The following is a 24,196-nucleotide window of genomic DNA, read 5'->3' on the forward strand; positions in this document are numbered from 1 at the left end:
ACGATGGCAGACCCTAGAATTACAGAGTCTAGATACGTGCTTGCTGTCCCCAATCTGGAAGCCTCGGCACACTTCTATCGAGATGTTCTCGGTTTCGAGATCGAAGCAATTGGAGATCCGGGATGGCGGTTCTTTGTGAAAGACAATTGCTGCATTATGGCTGGAGAGTGCCCAGATGCCATTCCGCCGCAGGAGTTGGGCGACCATTCTTACTTTGCCTACCTAATTGTCGATCGCATCGAGACGTACTTCAACACCGTCAAGCAAAACGGAGCCGCCATCTTAAAAGAGCTGCGCGACGAACCGTGGGGCATGCGCGAGTTTGCCATTCGCACATCTGACGGCCATCGCATCATGTTTGGCTACCCGACTGACTAAAAACGTCTCAGCAGCACCCTTTGGCAGGTTAGCTGCAAAATTGGAGAGTAAGGTTGAAGAGTTGGGACAACCGAGACTGGCGATCGGCAACCTCGTGCAACCGCCCGCGCGCCAGCACTCGAGAGAACGCAAGCAGACGACCTGCGCATGGCAGCGATCTGGATATTGTTGGGATTGGGTCTGGGACTGGGACTGCACCTGCAGTGGCGGCGGCGCTTGCTCCACAATGCCGATCGCCTATTTCGCAAACTGGGGGTCGTGCGAGCAGAAGCGTCCGGCAGCGATCTGCTGGCCCAAAATTTAAGTCAAGTCATCGAAATCCGACGCAAGCAGCTACAGCAACAGACTCAATTGCAGCAACAGCTAGATGATTGCAAAACGCTGCAAAACGCCTTGCCGTTGGGATTTATCCAGGTCGATCGCCACAACCGCATGTTGGCCTGCAATCTGGCTGCCCGCCAGTTGTTCGATATTCCCAACTGGCGACCGGGCAACAAAGTGCTGCTGGAATGGGTGCGCTCGTATGAATTAGATCGACTCGTGCAGGCCACTCGGCGGCGATCGCCCCAATGGGTGGGGAGAGATCCCTTGCAAGCGGGCAGGCAATCCGAGGGCGAGCCATTAGAAATGCGGGAGTGGTCGTTTTATCCCCCCGATGGAGAAAGTAAGCCATTGCCGTTGCGGGGCTGGGGGATTCCCCTTTCGGAAGGGCAGGTGGGGGTTTTGCTGGAGGATCGCCGCGAAGCTACGCAGCTAGCCCAACAGCGCGATCGATGGGCGTCGGATGTGGCCCACGAACTCAAAACCCCCTTGACCTCAATTCGCCTGCTGGCCGAGACACTGCAATCGCGAGTGGATGCCCCCCTGCGCAAGTGGGTCGATCGGTTGCTCAACGAAATCCTGCGCTTGAGCGATCTGGTCCAAGACTTGCTGGAATTGAGTCGGCTCGATCTCAAGTTGCAAGCTGCCCTACAGGTGAATGCCGTCGATCTGGCGGAAGTTTGTCATTCCGCTTGGCGCAGTTTGGAGCCACTGGCGGCCCAGAAAGGGGTGACGCTGACCTATGCAGGGCCGGGACAGGTGGAGTTTTGTGGCGATCGCCCCCGCTTGCATCGCCTGTTCCTCAATCTGTTCGACAACGCGCTCAAATATAGCCCCGAGGGTGCGGCCATCCAGTTAAACATTGGCCTAGAGAAAGACTGTATTCGCTGCGAAATTTGCGATCGCGGCCCCGGTTTTCCGCCAAATACTGTGGATTCGGTTTTCGGGCGGTTTTATCGGGCCGATCCCGGGCGGGCTCGCAGCCAGGGAGGCACGGGGCTGGGCTTGGCGATCGCCAAACAAATTGTCGAGGTGCATGGGGGACAGATTTCGGCTCGGAACCATCCCGAGCTAGGGGGAGCTTGCCTGACGTTTACGCTCAGTCGCCGCATGAGCGCACCAACTGGAGCATCAGGATTTTGAGTTTTGTCCCAATAAATATCGTTAGATTTCAAAAACTTGAGAAACTCAACAAGATCCCCTTCCAAGTCTTGACTTAACCTTTTTTTCCCTCCAAACCGAGCGGCAACCGTGTTAGATCGGCTATATGAAAAGTGCTCTCGATCTACTCAATAGCCTGAGTGTGGGAGTGGTTTGTACCGATCGCTCCGGCAAAGTTTTGGTGTGGAATGCTCCCATGCTGGAAATGACCGGCATTGCCGCTGAAGCGATGGTGGGCCATCCGCTGTCGCAATCCTTTCCCCAACTTCAGGAGATTGCCGAACGCAGCAGTCTCCATCAATCTGCTGTGGCGATCGCGGCCAGCCTCAAATCGCAGCCCATGCAGGCGGGGCATCCCCATGCCACCGACACGAGTCCCGTGCTCGAATTCAAGGCGATCGCCCGCGATTGCCCTCCAGACTTAAAGCAGGCTGAAGGTTGGCACCGCTTGTGGACGTTCCAGCCCCGCCAGCAACAGCTCGAACAAGCCCACACCGATTTTGTCGCCACCGTCAGCCACGAACTGCGCACCCCCCTGACCAGCATTAAAGGGTTTGTGGACACCCTGCTGCAATGCCACGGCCAACTGAGTGACCTGCAGCAAGAACGCTTTCTGTCCATTGTCAAAGACCAAGCCGATCGGCTGATTCACATGGTGGAAGATGTACTGCTCGTCTCCCGCATCCAGTCGGGACGACTGCACAACTCCCCCCAACAACTGGCCCTATCGGAAGCCTTCGATCGCGTCCTGTCCGCATTTCCCCCCGATACCCAAGCACGGATCGAGCTCGAATTGTTGCCCGACCTGCCCACCGTCTGGGCCGATCCCTACCGGTTGGATCAAATTCTCGCCAACCTGCTCGATAACGCCCTCAAATATTCCGAACCCGATACCTCCGTCACTGTCAAGGCGGGCCTTCACGCTGCCGACCCCAACCGCGTCAGCATCGAGATCGCAGACAGCGGGATGGGGATGTCTGAAGAACAACTGATCCACCTTTTCACCCGCTTCAACCATATCGAGAGCCCCCTCACCCGCGATCGAGCGGGGCCTGGGTTGGGTCTGTACATCACCAAATCGCTCGTAGAAAGCTTTGGCGGGCACATCGATATCGAAAGTCAACTCGATCGAGGTACCACCTGCCACATCGACCTACCCAGCACCCCCGGCATTCGCTGGATTCCCCCCGGAGCCCCAGAGGATCGCTCGGAACCCGTACCCGAATGGGCCAATTCTTTGCTTTAATCTCCGGCCTATTTTCCCCGTCCCCTTGTCGTACGTCTCGGCCTGCCCCACCTGCACGCATGCAACTTCTTGAAGATCGAAGTGGGACTGATATTGCAACCTACCTGCGGGTGGAACTCTCTCAGCGTCACGATTGGGTGTTGCTCTACGCCGATTTGCGCTATTTCCGTGCCTACAACCAGTTCTACGGTTTTGTGGCAGGAGAGCATCTGCTGGAAGTCTTTCAGGTGCTGCTCGCAGCTCAACTCCCCGACGACTGTCACCTATATCGCGTGGGGGGAGATGAGTTTTTGGGCTTTTCGCGGGTGGATCGGGCAGAAGCAGATGCAAGCGCCATTTGCGATCGCTGGCAGCACCTTCTGGGACAGTTCTATCACCCTCTAGATATCGAACGCGGTTTTTTGGTCGGCAACGGTCGCAACGGGATTGGCTGTCGCTGTCCGTTAGTGCAGGTATGCATCGGCCTCGTCAGCTACACCCACCACCCCCATCCCTTGAAAATGATTCCCGAGATCTGCTCGGCAGCAGTCGCGACCAATGCTCTAGCCCGCTGCCAGCGCCAAAGCACCTTCGTCAGTGAAGATCGCATGCAAGAGGTGCTCGCTCGCAAGCAAGAGCCCTCCTCCAGTCGAGACAAGGCTTTACACCTGTGGCAGGATACCCGCGCCCCTCAAGTTAAAGTTCTAGCTATTGTGCCGGATGCGGCTCTAGCTTGCCTCTTGCAAGTACGGTTGGAACTGGAAGGCTATGAAGTGAATCTCTGTAACTCCGCCCGCGAAGCTGCTGGCTCGATCGAGGCTTGGCGCCCGAATGTGGCGATCGTCGATCCCGATCCCGAGGTTGCCACCTGTCGCTATTTGCGATCGCTCGCGAGCGAGTCGGAGATGTTGCTAGTGGCTCTCGGCAGCGACGGCGATCGCATTGCGGTGCTCGAAGCAGGTGCCGATCTGTTCGTGCCCAAACCCTTCGAGCTCGAAGATCTGCTTTATTGGATCGAACGCCTGCTTCAATCCCATCTCAAGGCAGTGGATGCCAGACTTTACGTGGCGCGTCCTGACTCTCCCTTGTCCCCTCGAACCGGTTAGTGCCCGATCTCTCAACTCATCCCTCAGGTGCCCGTTACACCTCAGCCCGAAGCAACCACAACCCCGTCACCGTTACCCCCGATTCATCGGGTAAAACCAGGAGAAAGTGCAATCCTGCGCTATCAGATTTGCGCTGCTCGAATTTCACAGCAGCATTTTGCACGGTGCGATCGTCAAATGTTGCCACAATCCATCGATCGGCGAGTCCTGCCTCCAGCACGAGTCCATTCGGATTGCCAAAAATAAGGTGCAGAGAAACGGGGGAGGCGTCGTCAAACCAGCGGGCCAGTTGCAGCGATTGCTTTTCGCCATAAAAAATAGCTCCGGGTATTTGCACGTCTTCCCTCAATCGATTCAGGCTCAGGGAGAGCTTGAGATTGGCGATCGGGATGGAGCGGTTGGCAAAGGCTTGTAGATCGGGACGGGAGAGGGAAGCCAGTTGCCAGCGAGTGCCTTGCAGGTCTTGGGGGAGGGGTTGAGGGGGAGGCGGATCGAGTTCTAAGGGGTCGTATGCTTCGCCGGTGTAGCCCTCCAAGCTTGGGTAGAGTTGGTCTTGCAACTGCAACCGATGTTTGAGGGCTGGGGTATGGCGGCTGGCTTCAATCGGGATATTGAGTGACTGGCAGGCGGCTGACAGCAGGGAGAACGATTTTGGGCGAAAGACTTTGATTCGCTGCGGGGTGCAGTGGACCTGGAACCATTGCTCGAATTGTTGAGCCACCCAGGCCGAGTTGGCCCGATCTTGCGGGCAAAAGGCAACCAGTTCTAGAGCGCGATCGCTGGTGCAGGCCAGCAGCAGCCACAGCACCTTACCTGCCTTATCTTTGAGGGGGCAGCGGTAAAAATCCACCTGCCAGACCGGTCCGACTTTTCTCAGTCTCGAATACTGCAAAGCCACGCGCGTTCCTCCGCTGGGCAAAAGGGTCTCTCCCAGATAGCCTAATGGAAGATGTCTGCAATGATGACAGGAGATCCGAATTTTTACTCAGTCTTAACTTGATTTGAACACCCTGATGCTAGCTGAATCTATGTCTGCTGTTTCCATTCCCGTTTGTCTGCCCGACACCCCCTACGACATTGCGATCGCCTCCAGCAGCCTGACGCAGTTGGGTTGTGCGATGGTCGAGCGCGGTTTGAGCCAAAAGGTCTTAGTGGTCAGCAATCCCGTTATCTTCAAGCACTACGGTCGGGCGGTGTTAGACGGTCTGGGCAAGGCTGATTTTATGCCCTCCACTTGCATTCTCCCTGCCGGAGAGCGCTATAAGACCCTGCGATCGGTCCAAAAAATCTACGATGCGGCCCTCGCTGCCGGTTTGGAACGGTCTTCCACCATTGTGGCGCTGGGGGGGGGCGTGATTGGGGATATGGCAGGGTTTGCGGCGGCCACTTGGCTGCGGGGAATTCAGGTGGTGCAGGTGCCTACGACATTGCTGGCGATGGTGGATGCTGCGATCGGGGGCAAAACGGGGGTGAATCATCCCCAAGGCAAGAATCTCATCGGCGCATTCAAGCAGCCGCGCTTGGTCTGGATCGATCCAGATGTGCTGGCAACTCTGCCGCCGCGAGAGTTTCGAGCAGCGATGGCGGAGGTGATTAAATATGGGGTGATTCGGATGCCGGAGTTGTTCGAGTATCTGGAGAATTTATCTCAGCTCGCGAGCTTTCGCAGCTTCGATGCTGCAGCGTTATTTCACGCGATCGAGCAGTCGGCTCGCTGCAAGGCGGATGTGGTGGTGCAGGATGAGAAGGAGGGGGGGCTGCGGGCGGTTCTCAATTATGGGCATACGGTGGGGCATGCGATCGAGAGTGCGACGCACTATCGTCGCTACCGTCATGGCGAGGGGGTGGCGTTGGGGATGGAGGCGGCGGCCCGGATTGCGAGCAATTTGGGTTGGTGGGAGCGGGGGAATGGCGATCGCCAGCGGGATTTGATGGAGCGTTGTGGGTTGCCCGTTCGGCTGCCTGCCGAGATCGATCGCGATCGTGTTGTGGCCCTCACCCACAGCGATAAAAAGGTGAAGTCGGGGAAGGTTCGGTTTGTGTTGCCTCGGGCGATCGGGCGGGTGGAGATAACGGATGCAGTGGGGGATGGCGATGTCTTGCAGGTGTTGGAAGCAATGCAGGCTTGAGTTCGATTGGGTGACAGACTGTGGGGCGATCGCTTTTTGGGTAGGAGGCAGTATCTTGGGAAAGAGGATATTCGGTTAAACTAGCGATCTCGAGGGTAGGGGGAGTTCCAATACTTCGGATCAAGTATTGGACGCGCAAGTTGGTGGGTGCAAACCAATTTCTGACGCAGCCGACGGGAACCTTTGTGGTAACGACTCCCGATCTGGCTAATTGGTAGTATCCTAGCTTGCCGATGTAGGTAAAGGTCGTGATGCCTTCAAAAAAACTGCGTCTGCTGGAAAAGGCAATGGCTCAGTTACAGTTAGAACTGGCACAGCTCAGAAAAAAATTTCCTCGCAGAGGTAAGAGGCTGAGTTGCAGGAGCATCATGAGGCAGCGTATCGGTCTCTGCTGAAGCCCAATCGGCCGGGATCGGGTCGTAGGGTGGCTGTCGCCGCACCTGACGATCTTAATGTGGGCATGGGTCAGTCAATCTGTCTTTTTCTTAATATCCCTTGGTATGATTACATTTTAAGTACTGGTATCAAGCAGCCAGATTGGAAGGAGGATATAGATTCTTTGCAAAAATAGGCTCACCGGACCTGGTATGCTAGTTCCGGCCTGATGATCGCTCAAAGCCTTGCTAGCTAAGGGTTTGCTGATAAAATACCTTTTTCTGCAGGTAAAATGGCATATAGCGGTCCTAAGCTAGGGTGATCAGCCTGTAAACAAGGTTTCCTGCACTTTTTGTGTCCTTGGATCTCTGCACAAAAGCTTAATCTATAATGCTTGTGTAGTTTGGCAAGTAGACACAGTCAGTGATGGCCTTTCCGGTTCATTCAACTTCTATGTCACCCATAAACTGGCTGAAATACCTGTCTTGTCTGCACTAAGGAGGTTTTATGGGCAACGCAGAAATCTGATGAACCTAAGGGACAAAGTAATCATCCTAGTCCTAAGCTATGTGTAAACGCCGGGATGCCTAAAGTTCAGTGCTGGCAAGGATCGGCATTTACAAGTCATCTCGGATTGCCATATCAGCTTTACTAAGCAAGGAGTTCAGCTTTTTCAAGGGTGCCATTAGCATGGTCAGAATCGATGAGCCCAAAAATATTGATTCCTACCTTTAAGCCTGTATGATGGGGAACCAAACAATTAGGTTCTACCTTGATGCCACATAAACAAAGATTGAGACGTTTCTATCAATAAAACATACATTTGAAGGTAAAGCTCCTATGCTGCAGTCTACCTTTCAACATTTAAAGGGAATTGGTCCGAAGAAGGAGCGCCAACTTTGGAGTTGTGGAATCCAATCTTGGGATGATTTTCTTAATAAGCAATCGCTTCAACTTACGTTATTTGCAAAAGATGCTTGCGAGGAAATTAAAAACACGATTTTAAGGGCCTCTCAAAAAGCGATTGAAGAAGAAAATTCTGATTTCTTCTTCAATCGCCTGAACAAGAAGGAACATTATAGAATCCCACTGAGTTTTCCTAAGAGAACTATTTTCCTTGATATTGAGACAACTGGACTAAGTAGATACTATGATACAATTACTATTGTTGGGTGGAGTATAGGGAATGAATATAGAGTTTACGTTAAAGGGGATAGTGAAAGAGAACTATTGAGAGCCCTATCGTGCGCAAAAGTAATAGTTACTTTTAATGGCTCAATATTTGATTTACCTTTTTTAAGAAAAGAATTTCCACAAATTGAAATTCCTAAATCCCATGTAGATCTTCGCTTCTTCGCTAAACGTGTAGGTCTGTCAGGAGGGCAAAAAGCAATTGAAACAAAAATTGGCTTAATCAGACATGAGTCTTTACAAGAGCTTAATGGGGAGGTGGCTCCTTTACTTTGGCATCGATATCGTAAGGGGGATCTTGACGCACTGAAAACATTAATTTTATACAATCATGCCGATGTAGAAGGTATGAAGCATATTTTTGATTTTACCGTACATAAGATTATTGAGGGTCAAGAAATCCCCCAGGATAAACACAAGACACATCATTTTTCTGAATATCTCAGCAAAATTTCCTGGTATGCCCTCAAAGAGAATGAGACTGATGAACATAGCCAAATTAAGCTAAAGTCTTTTCAAGGCAATTCTGGTCCACTTATATCGTTTAACGATCTCCATAAATGCACTGATAGTAAAACCTCAAGTGAGACTTCAAAGCTACGAATTGTTGGCATAGATCTTACTGGTTCAGAACAGCGTGCATCAGGCTGGTGTTTGTTGGAAGGAGATCGGGCTATAACCCAACGACTTTACTCCGATGCAGATATTGTTCATATGACGCTAGAGGCAAATCCATCCCTAGTGTCTATCGACTCGCCATTATCGCTGCCAAAGGGAAGGAAGATTGTAAGTGATGATGATCCTGGAAGAGGAGAGTATGGCATCACAAGATATTGCGAGCGAGTACTGAAAAAACGAGGGATTAATGTTTATCCATCTTTAATCAAAAGTATGCAAGGATTAACAGCAAGAGGAATTAAGCTTGCTTATAAGCTCAGAAGTTTAGGTGTTCCTGTAATTGAGAGCTACCCTGGTGCAGCTCAGGACATCATGAATATTCCTAGAAAAAGAGTTAGCATTAAGTTTTTGGTTGATGGACTTGTAGAATTTGGAATTAAGGGTGATTTCCTCAACCATTCTGTCACTCATGACGAACTAGATGCTATTACATCAGCCATTGTAGGATGTTTTCTATGGACTGGTAACTTTGAGGAGCTTGGAACAGACGAAGAAGATTATCTAATCATACCAAATATAGACACTTCTAAGAATATGCTGAAAGGTAGAAAAGTTATCGGATTAAGTGGTCCTATCTCTGCTGGAAAGACAACTGCAGGAGAATTCCTTAAATCTAGGGGGTTTCACTATGAAAGATTTAGTTCCGTTTTGGCAGAACTTCTAAGAAATAGAGATATAGAAATAACACGTGAATCTTTACAGATATTCGGAGAAAAAATCAATAAAGAGCCAGGTCAGAGATGGTTATGTCAACAACTTACTAAACATCTCCCAAATGAAGGAGATATAGTTATTGATGGCTTACGTTTTCCCGAGGATCATGCATTTTTTGTTGAAAAATTTGGCTCTGCTTTCATGCATATTCATATCGATTCGCCTGCTGAGGTTCGTTTAGAACGGTACATCTCTAAAGGGGGAAATCAAGACGAGTTTGAACAGGCGATACAGCATCCTGTTGAAGCAGAGATTCATAAGATATCAAAGCTTGCGCATGCAACTATTTTTAATAAAATGAATAGAGATCAGTTTCTGTCTCAACTGATTGAAGTAATTGATTGCAGTAAAGCTGTAAAGGAAGAGTCTCTCTCGTGCCCGTAACAGTGGTTGTTGGTGGACAATATGGCTCTGAAGGAAAAGGTAAAGTTGCCTATTGCCTTGCACGTGAATTAAATGCCCGTGTAGCAGTACGTGTGGGTGGACCGAACTCTGGGCATACAGTGATTTCGCCTTCCGGAAAGGCAATCATCTTTCAACATTTGCCTACTGCAGCATTGCTTCCAGATTTAACTTGCATACTACCAGCTGGATCCTACATCGACCCAGAGATTTTGCTTGGAGAGATAGAAATTTCGGGGCTTTCCTCGGAACGACTACTCATCGATCCAAATGCTGTAATTATTACTGAGAGAGAACGTGAAGAGGAGTCATCAGGGGTATTGCGTAAGTCAATTGGCTCTACTTTAAGTGGTACTGGTGCTGCAGTCTGTAGAAGAGTTAAGCGTGATGGTTCAACTCACTTGGTCAAAGATGATGTTCGTCTTCAAAAGTTTGTTAAGCCTGTATCACCTTTTATGCGAGACTGTTTAAATCAAAATTTGAGAATTATTATTGAGGGCACACAGGGATATGGTCTATCATTGATACATTCTGAATTTTATCCTTATGCTACCAGTCGAGATACGACTGCTGCCTCTTTTGTTGCCGAAGCAGGCTTAAGTCCATTAGATGTAGATGACATAGTATTAGTACTTCGTGCTTTTCCTATCCGGGTTGCAGGTAATTCTGGATATCTGCCAAACGAGATTGACTGGTCAATTTTGACTAAGGAGTTAGGAAGTGAAACTCCAATTATTGAATATACTTCGGTTACTCAATTAGCTAGACGAATTGGACGTTTTCATCCTGATGTTGTTAGTAAGGCAATTATTGCTAATGCCCCGACTCGAATCATTTTGAACCATTTAGACTATGTTGATAATTCCTACTCTCACTTAAATGGAGCCTCAGATAAAATATTTCGCTTCCTTGATGAAGTAGAGCTTTCTATTGGGAGAACTGTTGATTATATAGGCTTAGGTCCCTCTTCGATTGTAAGATGTCTAGATGTAAAAAGAAAGGTTTGTCTGATATGACTTCTGATGACTTACCACGCTTTGCTGAACATTATGCCGAAGCTTATGGTCGATACGAAAACTATAAATCGACAGATCCCTTTTCGAAGATAGCCCCAGCACTTCTGAACTCAGCAGATATTGCTGACTATGTTGCCAAAACAGGGATGATTGTTCCATTCGACGATAGCTCCAAGAAACTAAAACCAGCCTCCTATGAGGTTAACTTAAAGGGAGAATGTGTATATTGGGATTCCAATACCAATGAGAAAATGACTCTTGACATTAACGAGGGTGATGAGTTTACTATATTCCCTAACTCAATTGCTTTCGTTACTCTAGAGCCAATTTTTCTCATACCACACTACATCGCACTTAGATTTAACTTAAAGATCACAAATGTATATAGAGGTTTACTACTTGGAACTGGTCCTCTCGTAGATCCAGGCTTTGCTGGAAGACTTTCAATCCCATTACATAACCTGACCACTAATGAGTATAAGCTAATAGGTGGCCAAGGTCTAATATGGATGGAGTTTACGAAGCTAAGCAAGTGGAAAAATTGGGGATCAGCACACTCAGAAGTAGATAGAAAAGGCACCTATATTCAATTTCCACTTAGTAAAAATGAGGACTTCAAGAATGTAAATGATTATCTTCGAAAGGCAGATTCGCGATCTATTAAAAGCTCGATTCCTTCAATAATCAAGGAGTCCCAGGAGTCTGCTAAAGCATCCGAGGAGGCGGCAAAACAGATAAGCAATCGCTTTCAGATTGCCCTCTTTGTCTCATTTTTCTTGCTTTTAATTGGCCTCATCAACTTGACAATGTCAATCAATACCATGTCACAGAGCAATAGCATGTATGTATACAAGGCCCAGCAAGAACTAAATAATAATCACAGAGAAACTCTTGAAAGGAATGCTCTCCTGGAAAAAAAAATTCAGATACTTGAAGAGAGGTTGCAAAAACTCGAAATTCATTAAGATTCTTATCCAATTATCTCTTTATTCTCATACCGATCCTATATTACGCTGAGCTTAATATTTCAGGACGATTATATTGCCTAGCCTCCTGTGGCTAGCTTTCTGGCGATCTGGTAACGAAGTGTTAAGGGTGACTTCATAGAAGATTGGTATCATGTATTATCCTAACTCAAGGATTTCAGACTGAGAATGCTGATCGGCGATCGCCAGCGGCAGTTGATGGAGTATTTCGGTGTACCCATTCGGTTGCCTGCCGAGGCAGATCTAAAAATTTCCTCTAGCCGAGATCGCTATGCTAGAGCTAGGCCCAATAGTCTCGGAGATGATGAGGGGGTATCGATGGTTCAACTACTGCTGGAGCAAATCTCTGTTCCGCCGGGAAAGTCGTTGCTCTTGAAGAACGTTCGCTGGCAAGAATACGAGTCTATGTTGGAGGAGTTAGGCGATCGCCGCTCTTGCCGCATTGCCTACGATCGGGGGACTGTCGAGCTTGTGACCCCACTCCCCGAACATGCAGTTTCTAACCGACTTATCGAGCGCTTCATCAGTATACTCGCAGAAGAGCTTGACATGCCTTTAGAACCGTATGGCTCGACGACGCTCAATCGGGCAGATCTCGGGCGGGGTTCGGAGCCTGACTCTTGTTATTACATGCACAATCAAGCTTGTGTACGCAATGGAAAATTGGATTTAGCAGAGGGGTCTCCCCCTGACCTTGTGGTAGAGATTGACATTACCCATCGCGATTTGAATAAATTGAGTCTTTATGCCCAGATTGGTGTGCCCGAATTTTGGCGGTTTGATGGAGCGGTCTTGCAAATCTTCCAGCTTGTGGATGGGAGTTATCGAGAGGTGCCGACGAGTCCTGCTTTTCCAGCTTGGGTGACAAAGTTGTTGTTTTACGAATATTTGGAGCGATGTCGCAGTCAGGGAACGACAGCGGCAACCCGGCTACTGCGGCGGCAGGTGCAAGGGACGATTGACGGCGATCGTTAAACTGTAGAAGAACGGCGATCGCCTGAAGTTGGGATGGGGATGTCTGCTTGAATTTGATTGGGTTTAAGGATAAGGGGCGATCGCGTTGGGGGCGATCGCTTTTTTACATCGATAGATCTTGGGTCAGAAAAGTCCTAGGAAGGCTTTTTCAGGACATCCTAAATAATGCCAAAATCCACGATTTCGCCTCCCACTACAAAAGTTTCAATTCGGCGATTGACATCGCCATATTGCTCGATCGTGATGCTATCGCTAGTACCCACTACGGAGAAGGTCAGGTCTGTACCGTCAAAGCTCCAGTCCAGGCTTTCGAGGCTGATGCCGCTGCCAAACTCCAACCGGTCAGACGACCCGGCATAGTAGTCGATGGTGCTGGTAACATGTTCATCCAGGATGGTGTCTCGACCATCTCCCAAGCCAAATTGGTAGGTGTCATTGTCGAGACCCCCTTTGAGCAGGTCGTCGCCGCTACCGCCCAATAACGTGTCGTTCCTGCTGCCACCGATTAAGGTGTCATTCCCCGCGCCACCTTCCAAAGAGTCCGCACCCTCGCCTGCATCGATCGAGTCATGACCGAGTCCTCCATAAAGGGTGTCGCTGTGATTTCCCACAATATTGATGGTGTCGTCACCCGCCCCGCCGTCATATCGAATGGCCGTGTCAGTCCAGTTCACAATATCGGCCCCTTCAGTACCGCTCCCGATTGAGGCTGTCAGAATCTGGCTCACGTCAAGACCGTTGCCTTCTACGACAAAGGCTTCAATCCGACGCTTGGGATCGATAAAGCGATCGATGGTTATTGAGTCACTGGTACCTGCAATCGAGAAGGTCAGGTCTGTGCCGTCAAAACTCCAGTCCAGATTTCCCAGGCTGATGCCACTCCCAAACTCCAACCGATCGGTCCCGCCATGTTTGAGAGTGGTACCGGAAAAATATTCATCCAAGATGGTGTCGCGACCATCCCCCAAGCCAAATTGGTAGGTGTCGTTTTGCTGGCCACCTTTGAGCAGGTCGTCCCCACTGCTGCCGATGAGGATGTCGTAACCATGACCGCCCTCAAGGACATCCGCTCCGCTGCCGCCGATGAGGATGTCGTTCTCGCTGCCGCCGATTAAGGTGTCATTGCCCGCGCCACCTTCCACAGAATCCGCAAAGCTGCCTGCATCGATCGAATCATGGCCGAGTCCTCCATAAAGGCTGTCGCTGTGGTTCCCCGAACTGATGATGGTGTCGTCACCGGCCCTGCCGTCATATCGGATGGTCGAGTCAGTCCAGTTCACAATGTCGGCCCCTTCTTTACCAGTCCCGATTGAGACTGTCAGAATCTGGCCCAGGTCAAGACTGTTGCCTTCCACCACAAAAGTTTCAAGCCGACGATTGAAATCGCTAAATTGCTCAATCGTGACGCTATCACTGGTGCCTGCAACAGAGAAGGTCAGGTCTGTACCGTCAAAACTCCAGTCCAGATTTCCCAGGCTGATGCCACTCCCAAACTCCAACCGATCGGTCCCGCCATGTTTGAGAGTGGTACCGGAAAAATATTCATCCAAGATGGTGTCGCGACCATCCCCCAAGCCAAATTGGTAGGTGTCGTTTTGCTGGCCACCTTTGAGCAGGTCGTCCCCACTGCTGCCGATGAGGATGTCGTAACCATGACCGCCCTCAAGGACATCCGCTCCGCTGCCGCCGATGAGGATGTCGTTCTCGCTGCCGCCGATTAAGGTGTCATTGCCCGCGCCACCTTCCACAGAATCCGCAAAGCTGCCTGCATCGATCGAATCATGGCCGAGTCCTCCATAAAGGCTGTCGCTGTGGTTCCCCGAACTGATGATGGTGTCGTCACCGGCCCTGCCGTCATATCGGATGGTCGAGTCAGTCCAGTTCACAATGTCGGCCCCTTCTTTACCAGTCCCGATTGAGACTGTCAGAATCTGGCCCAGGTCAAGACTGTTGCCTTCCACCACAAAAGTTTCAAGCCGACGATTGAAATCGCTAAATTGCTCAATCGTGACGCTATCACTGGTGCCTGCAACAGAGAAGGTCAGGTCTGTACCGTCAAAACTCCAGTCCAGATTTCCCAGGCTGATGCCACTCCCAAACTCCAACCGATCGGTCCCGCCATGTTTGAGAGTGGTACCGGAAAAATATTCATCCAAGATGGTGTCGCGACCATCCCCCAAGCCAAATTGGTAGGTGTCGTTTTGCTGGCCACCTTTGAGCAGGTCGTCCCCACTGCTGCCGATGAGGATGTCGTAACCATGACCGCCCTCAAGGACATCCGCTCCGCTGCCGCCGATGAGGATGTCGTTCTCGCTGCCGCCGATTAAGCTGTCATTACCCGTGCCGCCGCTTAGTCTGTCTTTTCCACTACTGCCATCAATTGTGTCGTCTCCAGACAGACCGAAGAATCCCTCACCTGCAGCAGTGCCAATGATAGAGTCGGAAGCCAAACTTCCCAAAATAGGGCTGACGCCTGATAGTTCGTTAAGAATGCCTATGAGTACGGTAGCTTCCAAGGATAATTGTTCAGATGGAGATACTGCTTGCTGGGCCAAAACTTGCTCTATCTGTTCCAATACCTCTTCTTCACCTCTGGCAAACAGGAATCGATCGGAGAGAGGATCGTACTCAACCGCAACCTCAGCTAGCTGGGTAATTAGTCGAACTTCTAGCGAAGTCACTAATCGGTCATATGCAGGCGATAAAATTTCTCCTCCAGGAACTGATCCAGGGTTGCTAGACTGACCATTCTGTAGGAAATCGAGACCTACAAAGGCTTCGAGGAATTCTAATTGTCGGGCATCAACATAACTACCGCGACTGGTTGGATCGACTCCATCTACACCAGCCCAGCGGAAAAGGATCGCATCCAATTGTGTGAGGGCTGTCGAGGGCGATTGAGCGAAGTCTGCGACAAAAGAGCGGACTAAATCCAGGAGCACACTATCTTGTGCCATAGCAATGCGCAGGTTGGGTAGATTGCCATAGCCGCGCAGGTCGGGCAGAGTAAGGATTTCTTCGGTGAAGGTGACGGAGTCGTTGTAGGTGGAGGCGAAGTCGTAGGTGGAGTTGAGTTGGTGCAGTTGGAACCAGACGTCAACGATTTCCCCTTGGGTGCCGTCAGCGTATTCGAAGTAGGTGGTTTCGCTAATCTCGTTGCCTGCAATGAAGGTGCTGACGGGAGTGGCGACTGCGCTGATGCGAGTGATGCCCAATTCTTCTAGTGAGAACAGTTCGTTGACATCGGAGCGGGCATCTTGGTCTAGATCTCGCCAAATTTGCAGTTCGGCGAAGCGAGAGTCAGCGGCGTCGATGAAACCGTCGGCGTTGTCGTCGATTTGGCGTAGTTCGACGAAGCCGCTGGTAGTGAAGTTGCCGAAGAGTTCGGAGTTGTCATTGATGTAGCCGTCGCCGTTGCGATCGAGCACGAGCAGGCCGTCGTCGGGGCGCACCCAACCAGTGGCTTCGCGGAAGCCGTCGTTATCAATATCGAAGCGGACGGGAATTTCGTTGAGGGCGGTGAGTTCAATGCCGTCGCCGTCTAGGTCGAGAACTAATGGCGAACCTGTGCTTTCTGCTTGGCCAAATTGTTTTTCTAAAGCTTTTGCATAGGGTGAAGGACCTAAAAGATCTGCAACCGAAACTTCACGGTCTTCGAACCGAATGATCTCAGCATTAGATATTGTAGTTGTCACTTCAAATAAAAATGGGAAAGGGCGACTTGAAACCTCGATTGTTCGTCCATCATCGGCTACAGTAATCGCATAGTCATCAGCCGAGCCAAAAAAGACAACTGTATCTATGCCTGAACCACCATCGATAGTGTCGTCGCCCCCACCCGTAATGATAATGTCGTCACCTCCACCACCATTTAAACTATCTCCCAGAGAATTGCCAGAGATAATGTCTGCGGAAGCTCCTCCCTCCAAAGTGGTTGAAAAATTTATCGAATTCTCACCGCCAGGAAAATCATTAAGCTCTCTATTCTCAGGTAAGTTATCTGCAATATCTATCCCTACAGCGTTGAGGACTGAGGCTATTGTTGAATTACTGTTCTGAGCAAAAGTGAATGCATTGTAATCAATACCTGTATCATTTATATTTTGAGCATGCTGCATAAGTAGGTTCCAGACTTCTGCAGCATCCCTCCCATCGAGCTCGACCATTGCCTGGTTTCTATCTTCTGGAGTGAGGAGATTCCCATTGCCATCAACTCGTATATCCTCAGAATCCATGATGGGCACATCAACCTCAACAAGGATATTCCCGAAATTTAGTATATTATCGTTTGTCGGTCCTCCACGGATTACAAATTCTTCCCCGCTTTCATTTTGATAGACTAAATATAGATGTTCGAAACCGAGAGCCACAGATCTTGACTCGATGAAAATTGTCCCAGGCATTACTTTCAGTCCTACTAAAGTGTACTCAAAATGAAACTTAAAATACTTGATAAACGCTTGGCCAGAGTGACTTTAAACTTGGCTGTATGGTTACTGTTCTGGTTTTTCAGTACTAGATATATTTTTCAATATAACGATATTAGTGCGACGTTTTGGTCTGTCGGTATTTATGGAACTCCAATAAATCTAGGAGTGTTTTTGTTGGCGGATAATTTTGCCTATAAATTATCCGCTTTGCGGTCTAACAACATCCCGTATATGATTGTTTCATGCATTATTTCTTGCCTACTTTACTATCCAATAGCATTTATCACGATAAGGATAATTTTGGCACTCACATCTTAATAGGATGAAGCCATAATTGTTTTGATTGTAAATATTTTGTGCGAAAAAACTGCTGATGGTGGTGCTCTCGAACAGCTTGCGGTCATCGTTGATGAAGCGTCGGTATTGCGATCGCCTCCAAATTGCTATTACTGTCGTAGACATAATCGAGGCCATTATCTTGGGCATTGCGGCAGTTTTGCAACTGGCCAGCCGCAGAGTCGTAGGTGTAAATGGTAGTTTGGTTGAGGTTATTGGTTTGGCAGGCCGACCCTCAGTGTTATGGGAGTAAGTTTGATTGAATCCCTCTGGATCGGGAATTTGACTGAGATTACCATCGGCCAGGTCGAAAGAAACCTCCGTGTAACTCGAAAGTCCCACGAATTGTTCGGGCAAAAGGGCAAAAATATTGAACCCTCGAATCGTGACTGTCCCCTCGGCGTCTTCAAAAACTGTTAAATCTCCAGCAAACGACCATCCCCAGCCAAATGCTCCGAGACGATCGAACAGCGCAAGCTCTTGCTGGGGTTCTGAAACAAGTAAACCAGTCATAATTTCACATCCAAAGGCAACAAGAATGGGTGCCGAGCGATCGCACTCTCGGCAAAAATTTGGGTACGCACTGCACGCCTCCTCAAGAGACATACCCTGAGATTTAGGCTCAGCACGTTAATTTCAAGCAAGCTCTAGCAGCTCATTCGCATGAGTTTTAGAAGATTAGCTGCTAGCAATACAATTGACTCCAGTGAATTGTCAAATAAGTAAGAGGAGTAGATCGAAGTCCGGTGAGAGCAAACGAGTTCGCTACACTCTGCAAGGGTTTTTAGCACACAGGAACAGAGGTGAGGCCAAATCGATAGAGTGTTAGAAAATCCTTACATTACTGTCTTCAAGAAGAAGTTGAGTGAGAAAAACTTCTATACTTCATCGAGAGGAGATTAGATTTAACCTTTTCAGTTTGAATCGTAACATGAAGCTCGATTTTTCTGGTGCCGCCCATTGTTAAATTTTTGTAAGTAGCGTGGAAAAATCAGACATCTATTAGGCTGTGATACTTTCAAGTCGAAAACAGCTATATAACATTGCTTTCCCTGGTTTGGAGTGTGTTGGGTTTGTTTGAGTTGCGTATATGAACGGGCTTCATTGCGCGTTGCCAAACAACTAGCACTGATGACCTGTAGTCGGAATCTTACAGAGGTAAGTAGAAACACTACGATCGCAAAAGTCTTCAAGGATGAGTAACATCTATCTAGAATTCTTGCTGTATATGTATGTTCTTTAAGGATTGCAAAAAAAAGGATTGTACGCACTGCGATCGCCAATCGACCCTGCTTTTGCAGCTCGCGCAAGAAATGCGTTCCAGTTGCGATCGCCTCAGAGCCAAAATCGTGTATTTCGATTTATCAAAAAGCTTCAGATTGCCTGAATGACTTTCCTACACTGAGGATAGGCGCTTGTTATGCAAGTCCATTCGCCTCTAGTTGACTGATTGAGATCGGGACTTGTTCGCATTAGCGCCAGCGATCGCGAGTTGGAATCCAAGATTTCTCGCTGTTGTCAAGCCCGTCGCGATCGCCGCTCAGTTAGATTTCACCGTACCCCCATCGAGTCAGGGAGACCCTCACGATGTTTCAAAGAATTCTAGTGGCCCTCGACAGGTCCGATGCAGCAGAGCAGGTGCTCGATCGCTCTATCCAATTAGCACTGACTGCCAGTAGCCAATTGATGTTGCTACACGTTCTGTCTCCCGAAGAAGACACAGCCCCCATCCCCCTCGCGCCGACAGCAGGTATGGGATTTTATTACGAAGGCGTGCGGGAAGAATTCTATGTCGAAAATCGCAAACAGTGGGAGCGGTACGCACAGAACTGCTTGGAGCAGCTCAGAGCACAGGCAGCGATCGCCGAAAGAGCGGGGGTGCCGACAGAATTTACCCAGCAGACTGGCAATGCCGGACCCGGTATTTGCGCTATGGCGCAGAATTGGCATGCTGACGCGATCGTGGTGGGGCGGCGCGGTCGCAGTGGCTTGAAAGAATTGCTCTTAGGTAGCGTCAGTAACTATGTGGTTCACCACGCCCCTTGTGCGGTTATCGTCCTCAATCCGTTACCCGAGACTGAGGTATCCGAGACAAACCCCGAGGAAGGCGATCGCGAACCGAACGATACGGTGCTAGCTCAACTGAAGTCTTGAGCAAAGGCGATCTAGTGAACCCGGTGCGCTATGGGGCAATCCTCGACAGATTGCCCCCGAAGCTTTTGTTCGCCTGTAACGAAGGGTTGAGTAGCTGGGTTTCGGTCTATGGTCTTCGCTCGATCGACCATTGCCACTCGACAAATTGACTACATTGCAAAAGGCAACGATTTATCTCGCGCTGGTTAACGCCACTTACGCTTGATTGCAATCTGTCACAGCCGCCCGCGAGCCCAAGAGAATATTGATAAGTGTGCTTAAGGGACAGCGGCCATGACTAAACAACTCATCCGAGGACTGCAAAAGTTCCACGACGAATACTATCTCGCCCACCGCGCTGAATTCGAACAGCTCGCCCACGGCCAACATCCTCGCGTCCTCTTCATCACTTGCTCCGACTCCCGCATCGATCCCACCTTAATTACCCAAGTCGATGTCGGCGAAATCTTTGTCATCCGCAACGCCGGGAACATCATTCCCCCCTTTGGTGCTGCCAATGGCGGCGAAGGGGCCACCCTCGAATATGCCCTCAATGCCCTCGATATTCGCGAAATCGTCGTCTGCGGCCATTCCCACTGCGGGGCTATGAAGGGCCTACTGAAATTGGACAAGTTGGAGGAGGGGATGCCCCTCGTTTACAACTGGCTCAAACATACTGAGGCCACCCGGCGCGTCCTACAAGATAGCTACAGCCACTGCGATCGCGAGGCTCTGATCGATATCGCGATCGCCGAAAACGTCCTCACCCAACTGGAAAACCTACGCACTTATCCCGTCGTCCGCTCGAAGCTGCACCGCAATCAACTCGCCTTGCACGGCTGGATCTACAACATTGAAGCCGGAGAGGTGCTCGCCTACGACCCCGTTCTGCACGAATTTGTCTCCCCGGACAAAGCCCATCCAGCCCCCGAACCCGAGTACAATCTGCATGCCAGTTGCCCCATTCCTGCCACTACCCAAAAGACGAACGAGAAGCAATTGCTTCCTAGCGTACAAATCGGCTTGCCGGGGCGATCGCGCCTCTCCACCCAACAAGCCGATCGCATCTATCGTGGCTCCCGCTAGCTCTTCGAACCGCTCGTTCTGTTGACTGAGCTTAAGTTTTTCAACGCTTACAAGAACCAGCCGTAACTGTGGAGGCCAATCCCCAATAGGTTCACCCCTAGATAGCACACCCAAACCACAACAAGCCCCGCCGACGCCAAAATTGCCGGACGGCGTCCCTGCCAGCCTTTAGTAATGCGGGTGTGGAGATAAGCGGCAAAAACCAACCAGGTAATCAAGGCCCAAGTTTCCTTCGGATCCCAGCTCCAGTAGGTGCCCCAAGCTTCGTTGGCCCATACCCCTCCCGCAATAATGCCAATGGTCAGCAAGGGAAATCCGAGGCCAATTAAGCGATAGCTGAGATTGTCGAGCACTTCGGCTAAGCTCAGTTTTTGAGGTGTCAGTGCAGAAGCCACAGCAGTTTGAGATCGCTCCAACACCGCCACACCAGCATTTGTAGTGGCCGCTCCGATTGCAGCAGAATCCTCCGATTCACCTTCTGCTCGCTCGCTCGCCCCCTCTCCACGGCCCGAGCGAGTATTTCCAATCCCGAAGGAATTCCCCTTCAGCTCCACCACTCGACCGCGAGTGACGACTAAAAAGGCGATCGACAATACGGAGCCCACCATCAGCGTGGCATAGCTAAACATCATCACCGATACGTGCATCATCAGCCAATTGGACTGCAACGCGGGCACCAGCGGCGAGGAAGATTGCATTTCGACGGGCAGGCTGAAGGCAGCGAATGCCACAATGCCCATCGCTAACGGGGCGGTAAACACCCCTACCAAGCGATTGCGCCCCATCCACTCGGCCACTAGATGCATAGTGGTGACCCCCCAGGCCAGGAAAAACAGGGATTCGTAGAGGTTGCTCAAAGGGAAGTATCCGGCGTCGATCCAGCGGGCGATCAGGAGGGAGGCAATGGATAAATTGCCGATCGCCATCGCTGCTGTGCCCAACTCCTGCAGCGCGGGAATGCGAGGAAATGCAGCAGATATCCAATACAGGCCCATCGCCGCAAACAAGACGGCAAAAGCACTATTGTCGAGCAGTTCTTGCAGAGCAGCTAAATCCATACGGTCACCCGTTTAAAAACAAATTTGGGATGGCGATCGCTCGGAGATTGGCAACTTCTAGGCCATTCCAGTCAAAAGCGAAGCACAGCGATGCATCTATCAGTTTAGGCGATCGCTCGCGGCAGTGGCAGGGCAAAGGCCACTCGAAGTCCCTTAGGATTGAGAGAATGTCGCTTTGCGCAATTGCATGACTGCAGCTACCCCTGTTGCCTCCAAACGCCCCAAGACTCGTCCCGAGCACAGCGATTGGTGGCTCCTGCGAAAACTCTGGCCCTACGCTCGCCCCCACTGGCGACTGCTAGCCTTGTCGATCGCCCTATTGCCCCCCCTCGCCATCTCGCAAGCCATTCAACCCGCCATTCTGCAAGGGGCGATCGACGGTCCGATCGCCTCGGGACAGCTCGGGGGGTTGTGGAAATTTATTGCGGCCCTCCTTGCCGTCGGCCTCCTGCGACCCGTATTCCAGGGGCTAGAAGGATTCACCAGCCAAAAGCTGGGCCAACTGCTCACCAGCGATATCCGTAACGATCTCTTTCGCCACATCACCAATCTGTCGTCTTCCTATTTCGATCGTACCCCTGTCGGCAAGCTGATCACCCGCATTACCAGCGATGTGGAAGCCTTGGGGGATGTTTTCTCCACTGGGGCGGTGGGGGTGGTCAGCGATCTAGTCACTCTGGTGGCGATCGCCGGGATCATGCTGTGGCAGCGGTGGAATTTGGCCCTTTTCCTGATCGGCCTGATTATCCCGATCGCTTTGCTAGTGGTCTGGCTGCAGCAGCTCTATCGCAATGCCAATTTCCGGGTGCGGGAAGAGCTCTCTGCCCTCAACTCCCTGCTGCAGGAAAACATCCTCGGCGTCAGCGTCGTGCAAATGTTTCGCAGAGAAACTTACAACAGCGAGATATATTACGACACCAACCAGCGATATGTCCGCGAAGTGGACAAGACGATTTTGTACGATTCCACCCTCTCAGCCATTTTGGAATGGGTCTCTTGGCTGGGATTGGCGGGGATCTTGTGGTTGGGAGGGCAAGAGATTTTACAAACGGTTGCCGTGGAGGGGGAAACGTTAGTGGCCCAAAGCCTGCCGTTTATTCCTAATTCTCTGCAAGAGCGGGCTGCTGAGCCCCTCACCTTCGGTACACTGTATGCTTTCATTCTGTTTTCGTCGCAGTTTTTCAATCCCTTGCGCCAATTGGCCGAAAAATTCACGTCATTGCAGGCGGGGTTTACGGCAGTGGAGCGGATTACTGGCATGTTGGAGTTGCCGATCGCCGTCTCCGATCCCGCCCATCCCATCCCCCTACCCAGCCCCATGCGCGGCGAAGTACAGTTCGAGGCAGTCTCATTTGGTTACAAGCCAGACGAGTTGGTGTTGAAGAATCTCAGCTTTACGATTCGTCCCGGCGAGAAAGTGGCGTTGGTGGGGCCGACGGGAGCGGGCAAAAGTTCTATCATCCGGCTGCTGGCCCGCTTGTACGATGCCAGCTCGGGCAGCATTGCGATCGATGGAGTTGATATTCGCGATCTGGCGCAAGCGGATCTGCACCGGCATGTGGGCACCATTTTGCAAGACCCCTTTCTGTTCTCCGGCAATATTCGGGACAACATTACGCTGGGGGAAGACTATCCCGAAGCGGAGATTCGGCGGGCGGCACAGTTAATGAATGTGGAGCCTTTTATTCTGGACTTACCCCGAGGTTACGAGACGGAAGTGCGGGAGCGGGGCAATAATTTATCGTCCGGTCAAAAGCAGCTTTTGGCCTTTGCTCGAGTAATGGTGCGCAATCCGCAAATTTTGGTGTTGGACGAGGCGACTGCCAGTTTGGATGTGGGCACTGAGTCGTTGATTCAGGATGCGTTAGAGACGTTATTGCGCGATCGTACCGCCATTATCATTGCCCACCGCCTCGCCACGATTCGCAATGTCGATCGCATTCTCGTCTTGCAGCGGGGTGAACTGAAGGAACAGGGCACTCACGAACAGTTGATGGCGCTGAATGGCATCTACGCCAGTCTCTACAATTTACAGTCATTGCAAAGCTAGGGTAATCAGCCAACGTTCCCCCACAGAAGAGCGCTCGCGTCAAAGCACAAGAATCGAAACACAAGAATCGAAGCACAAGAATCGAAACACAAGAATCGAAGCACAAGAATCGAAGCACAAGAAGAAGACACAGGCAACATTCTCTATGCCCCGAGCGATCGCCACTCAAAATTGACCCTTACAACGTGGCCCAGCCGCCATCCACTAAGATCTCTTCACCCAAGACAAATGAAGACTCATCGCTAGCCAGAAACAGCACTGCTTTAGTTCTTCCCAAGTACCGTTTGAGTGGTCTCGACAACGCCAGCAAGCTGCGAGTCATCTTCTAGTACCCGACCGACCAAGGCCATTCCCTGGTGCAAGCACAGTAAAAATCGGGCCAAGTGACGGGGCTCGATCTCCGAACTCAGCTCGCCTGCAGCTTGGCTTCCGCTTCGATCGCGATC

At 50.6% G+C, this 24,196-nt stretch carries 17 protein-coding genes; 12 read left to right on the forward strand and 5 right to left on the reverse strand.

From position 1 onward, the window contains the following. The first annotated feature begins 3 nt into the window (after window positions 1–3). From SYN7336_RS19525 to SYN7336_RS19540, 4 genes are all read left to right on the forward strand, one after another. Complete coding sequence (locus SYN7336_RS19525) at window positions 4–378, forward strand: VOC family protein (RefSeq protein ID WP_026101163.1); 375 nt, start codon at window positions 4–6, stop codon at window positions 376–378. A gap of 147 nt (window positions 379–525) precedes the next feature. Beyond that, window positions 526–1,842 carry a cell wall metabolism sensor histidine kinase WalK gene (locus tag SYN7336_RS19530; protein WP_017327628.1) on the forward strand — a complete coding sequence of 439 codons (1,317 nt, stop codon included), beginning with the start codon at window positions 526–528 and terminating at the stop codon, window positions 1,840–1,842. 124 nt (window positions 1,843–1,966) lie between these two features. Next, entirely contained in the window at window positions 1,967–3,106 is a 1,140-nt protein-coding gene (locus tag SYN7336_RS19535) for a PAS domain-containing sensor histidine kinase (protein WP_017327629.1), read from the forward strand. Between the two features lie 59 nt (window positions 3,107–3,165). Beyond that, entirely contained in the window at window positions 3,166–4,191 is a 1,026-nt protein-coding gene (locus SYN7336_RS19540) for a diguanylate cyclase domain-containing protein (RefSeq protein WP_162139125.1), read from the forward strand. Between the two features lie 34 nt (window positions 4,192–4,225). Here SYN7336_RS19540 and SYN7336_RS19545 read toward each other — a convergent pair whose 3' ends face one another. After that, the gene (locus SYN7336_RS19545) at window positions 4,226–5,089 is read right to left on the reverse strand and encodes a Tab2 family RNA-binding protein (RefSeq protein WP_202951122.1); all 864 of its coding nucleotides are present in this window, start codon (window positions 5,087–5,089) and stop codon (window positions 4,226–4,228) included. A gap of 130 nt (window positions 5,090–5,219) precedes the next feature. Between SYN7336_RS19545 and aroB the strand changes: the two genes are divergently transcribed. The 5 genes from aroB to SYN7336_RS26895 all read left to right on the forward strand — a co-directional run bounded on the left by aroB (window position 5,220) and on the right by SYN7336_RS26895 (window position 12,657). After that, on the forward strand, window positions 5,220–6,320 hold the full coding sequence (aroB, locus tag SYN7336_RS19550) for a 3-dehydroquinate synthase (protein ID WP_026101166.1): 1,101 nt from the start codon (window positions 5,220–5,222) through the stop codon (window positions 6,318–6,320). Between the two features lie 1,215 nt (window positions 6,321–7,535). Continuing rightward, window positions 7,536–9,662, forward strand: coding sequence for a ribonuclease H-like domain-containing protein (locus tag SYN7336_RS19555; RefSeq protein WP_017327633.1), 2,127 nt, complete (start codon window positions 7,536–7,538; stop codon window positions 9,660–9,662). Continuing rightward, complete coding sequence (locus tag SYN7336_RS29200; RefSeq protein ID WP_071590818.1) at window positions 9,653–10,696, forward strand: adenylosuccinate synthetase; 1,044 nt, start codon at window positions 9,653–9,655, stop codon at window positions 10,694–10,696. Before SYN7336_RS19555 ends, SYN7336_RS29200 begins: the two co-directional genes overlap by 10 nt. Next, on the forward strand, window positions 10,693–11,661 hold the full coding sequence (locus tag SYN7336_RS19560; protein ID WP_071590819.1) for a hypothetical protein: 969 nt from the start codon (window positions 10,693–10,695) through the stop codon (window positions 11,659–11,661). Before SYN7336_RS29200 ends, SYN7336_RS19560 begins: the two co-directional genes overlap by 4 nt. A gap of 189 nt (window positions 11,662–11,850) precedes the next feature. After that, window positions 11,851–12,657 (forward strand): Uma2 family endonuclease, encoded by an 807-nt coding sequence (locus SYN7336_RS26895; RefSeq protein ID WP_017327635.1) that lies wholly within the window; start codon window positions 11,851–11,853, stop codon window positions 12,655–12,657. A 158-nt stretch (window positions 12,658–12,815) separates the two neighbouring features. Here SYN7336_RS26895 and SYN7336_RS19570 read toward each other — a convergent pair whose 3' ends face one another. Then, complete coding sequence (locus SYN7336_RS19570) at window positions 12,816–16,586, reverse strand: calcium-binding protein (protein ID WP_017327636.1); 3,771 nt, start codon at window positions 16,584–16,586, stop codon at window positions 12,816–12,818. Window positions 16,587–17,345: 759 nt separating this feature from the next. Then, window positions 17,346–18,029, reverse strand: coding sequence for a hypothetical protein (locus tag SYN7336_RS19575; protein ID WP_156820241.1), 684 nt, complete (start codon window positions 18,027–18,029; stop codon window positions 17,346–17,348). A gap of 981 nt (window positions 18,030–19,010) precedes the next feature. Here SYN7336_RS19575 and SYN7336_RS19585 point away from each other — a divergent pair. Then, complete coding sequence (locus tag SYN7336_RS19585) at window positions 19,011–19,577, forward strand: universal stress protein (RefSeq protein WP_017327639.1); 567 nt, start codon at window positions 19,011–19,013, stop codon at window positions 19,575–19,577. A 273-nt stretch (window positions 19,578–19,850) separates the two neighbouring features. Further along, complete coding sequence (locus SYN7336_RS19590; RefSeq protein WP_017327640.1) at window positions 19,851–20,642, forward strand: carbonic anhydrase; 792 nt, start codon at window positions 19,851–19,853, stop codon at window positions 20,640–20,642. Window positions 20,643–20,689: 47 nt separating this feature from the next. On the opposite strand, the gene ccsB is transcribed toward SYN7336_RS19590, so the two are convergent. Next, window positions 20,690–21,700, reverse strand: coding sequence for a c-type cytochrome biogenesis protein CcsB (ccsB, locus tag SYN7336_RS19595; RefSeq protein ID WP_017327641.1), 1,011 nt, complete (start codon window positions 21,698–21,700; stop codon window positions 20,690–20,692). Between the two features lie 187 nt (window positions 21,701–21,887). On the opposite strand from ccsB, the gene SYN7336_RS19600 reads away from it, so the two are divergent. Further along, the gene (locus SYN7336_RS19600) at window positions 21,888–23,750 is read left to right on the forward strand and encodes an ABC transporter ATP-binding protein (protein ID WP_017327642.1); all 1,863 of its coding nucleotides are present in this window, start codon (window positions 21,888–21,890) and stop codon (window positions 23,748–23,750) included. A 178-nt stretch (window positions 23,751–23,928) separates the two neighbouring features. Here SYN7336_RS19600 and SYN7336_RS31235 read toward each other — a convergent pair whose 3' ends face one another. After that, window positions 23,929–24,072 carry an SDR family oxidoreductase gene (locus tag SYN7336_RS31235; RefSeq protein WP_156820242.1) on the reverse strand — a complete coding sequence of 48 codons (144 nt, stop codon included), beginning with the start codon at window positions 24,070–24,072 and terminating at the stop codon, window positions 23,929–23,931. Window positions 24,073–24,196 lie beyond the last annotated feature (124 nt).

The sequence above is a fragment of the Synechococcus sp. PCC 7336 genome (assembly GCF_000332275.1).
Classification (GTDB): Bacteria; Cyanobacteriota; Cyanobacteriia; order Thermostichales; family PCC-7336; genus PCC-7336.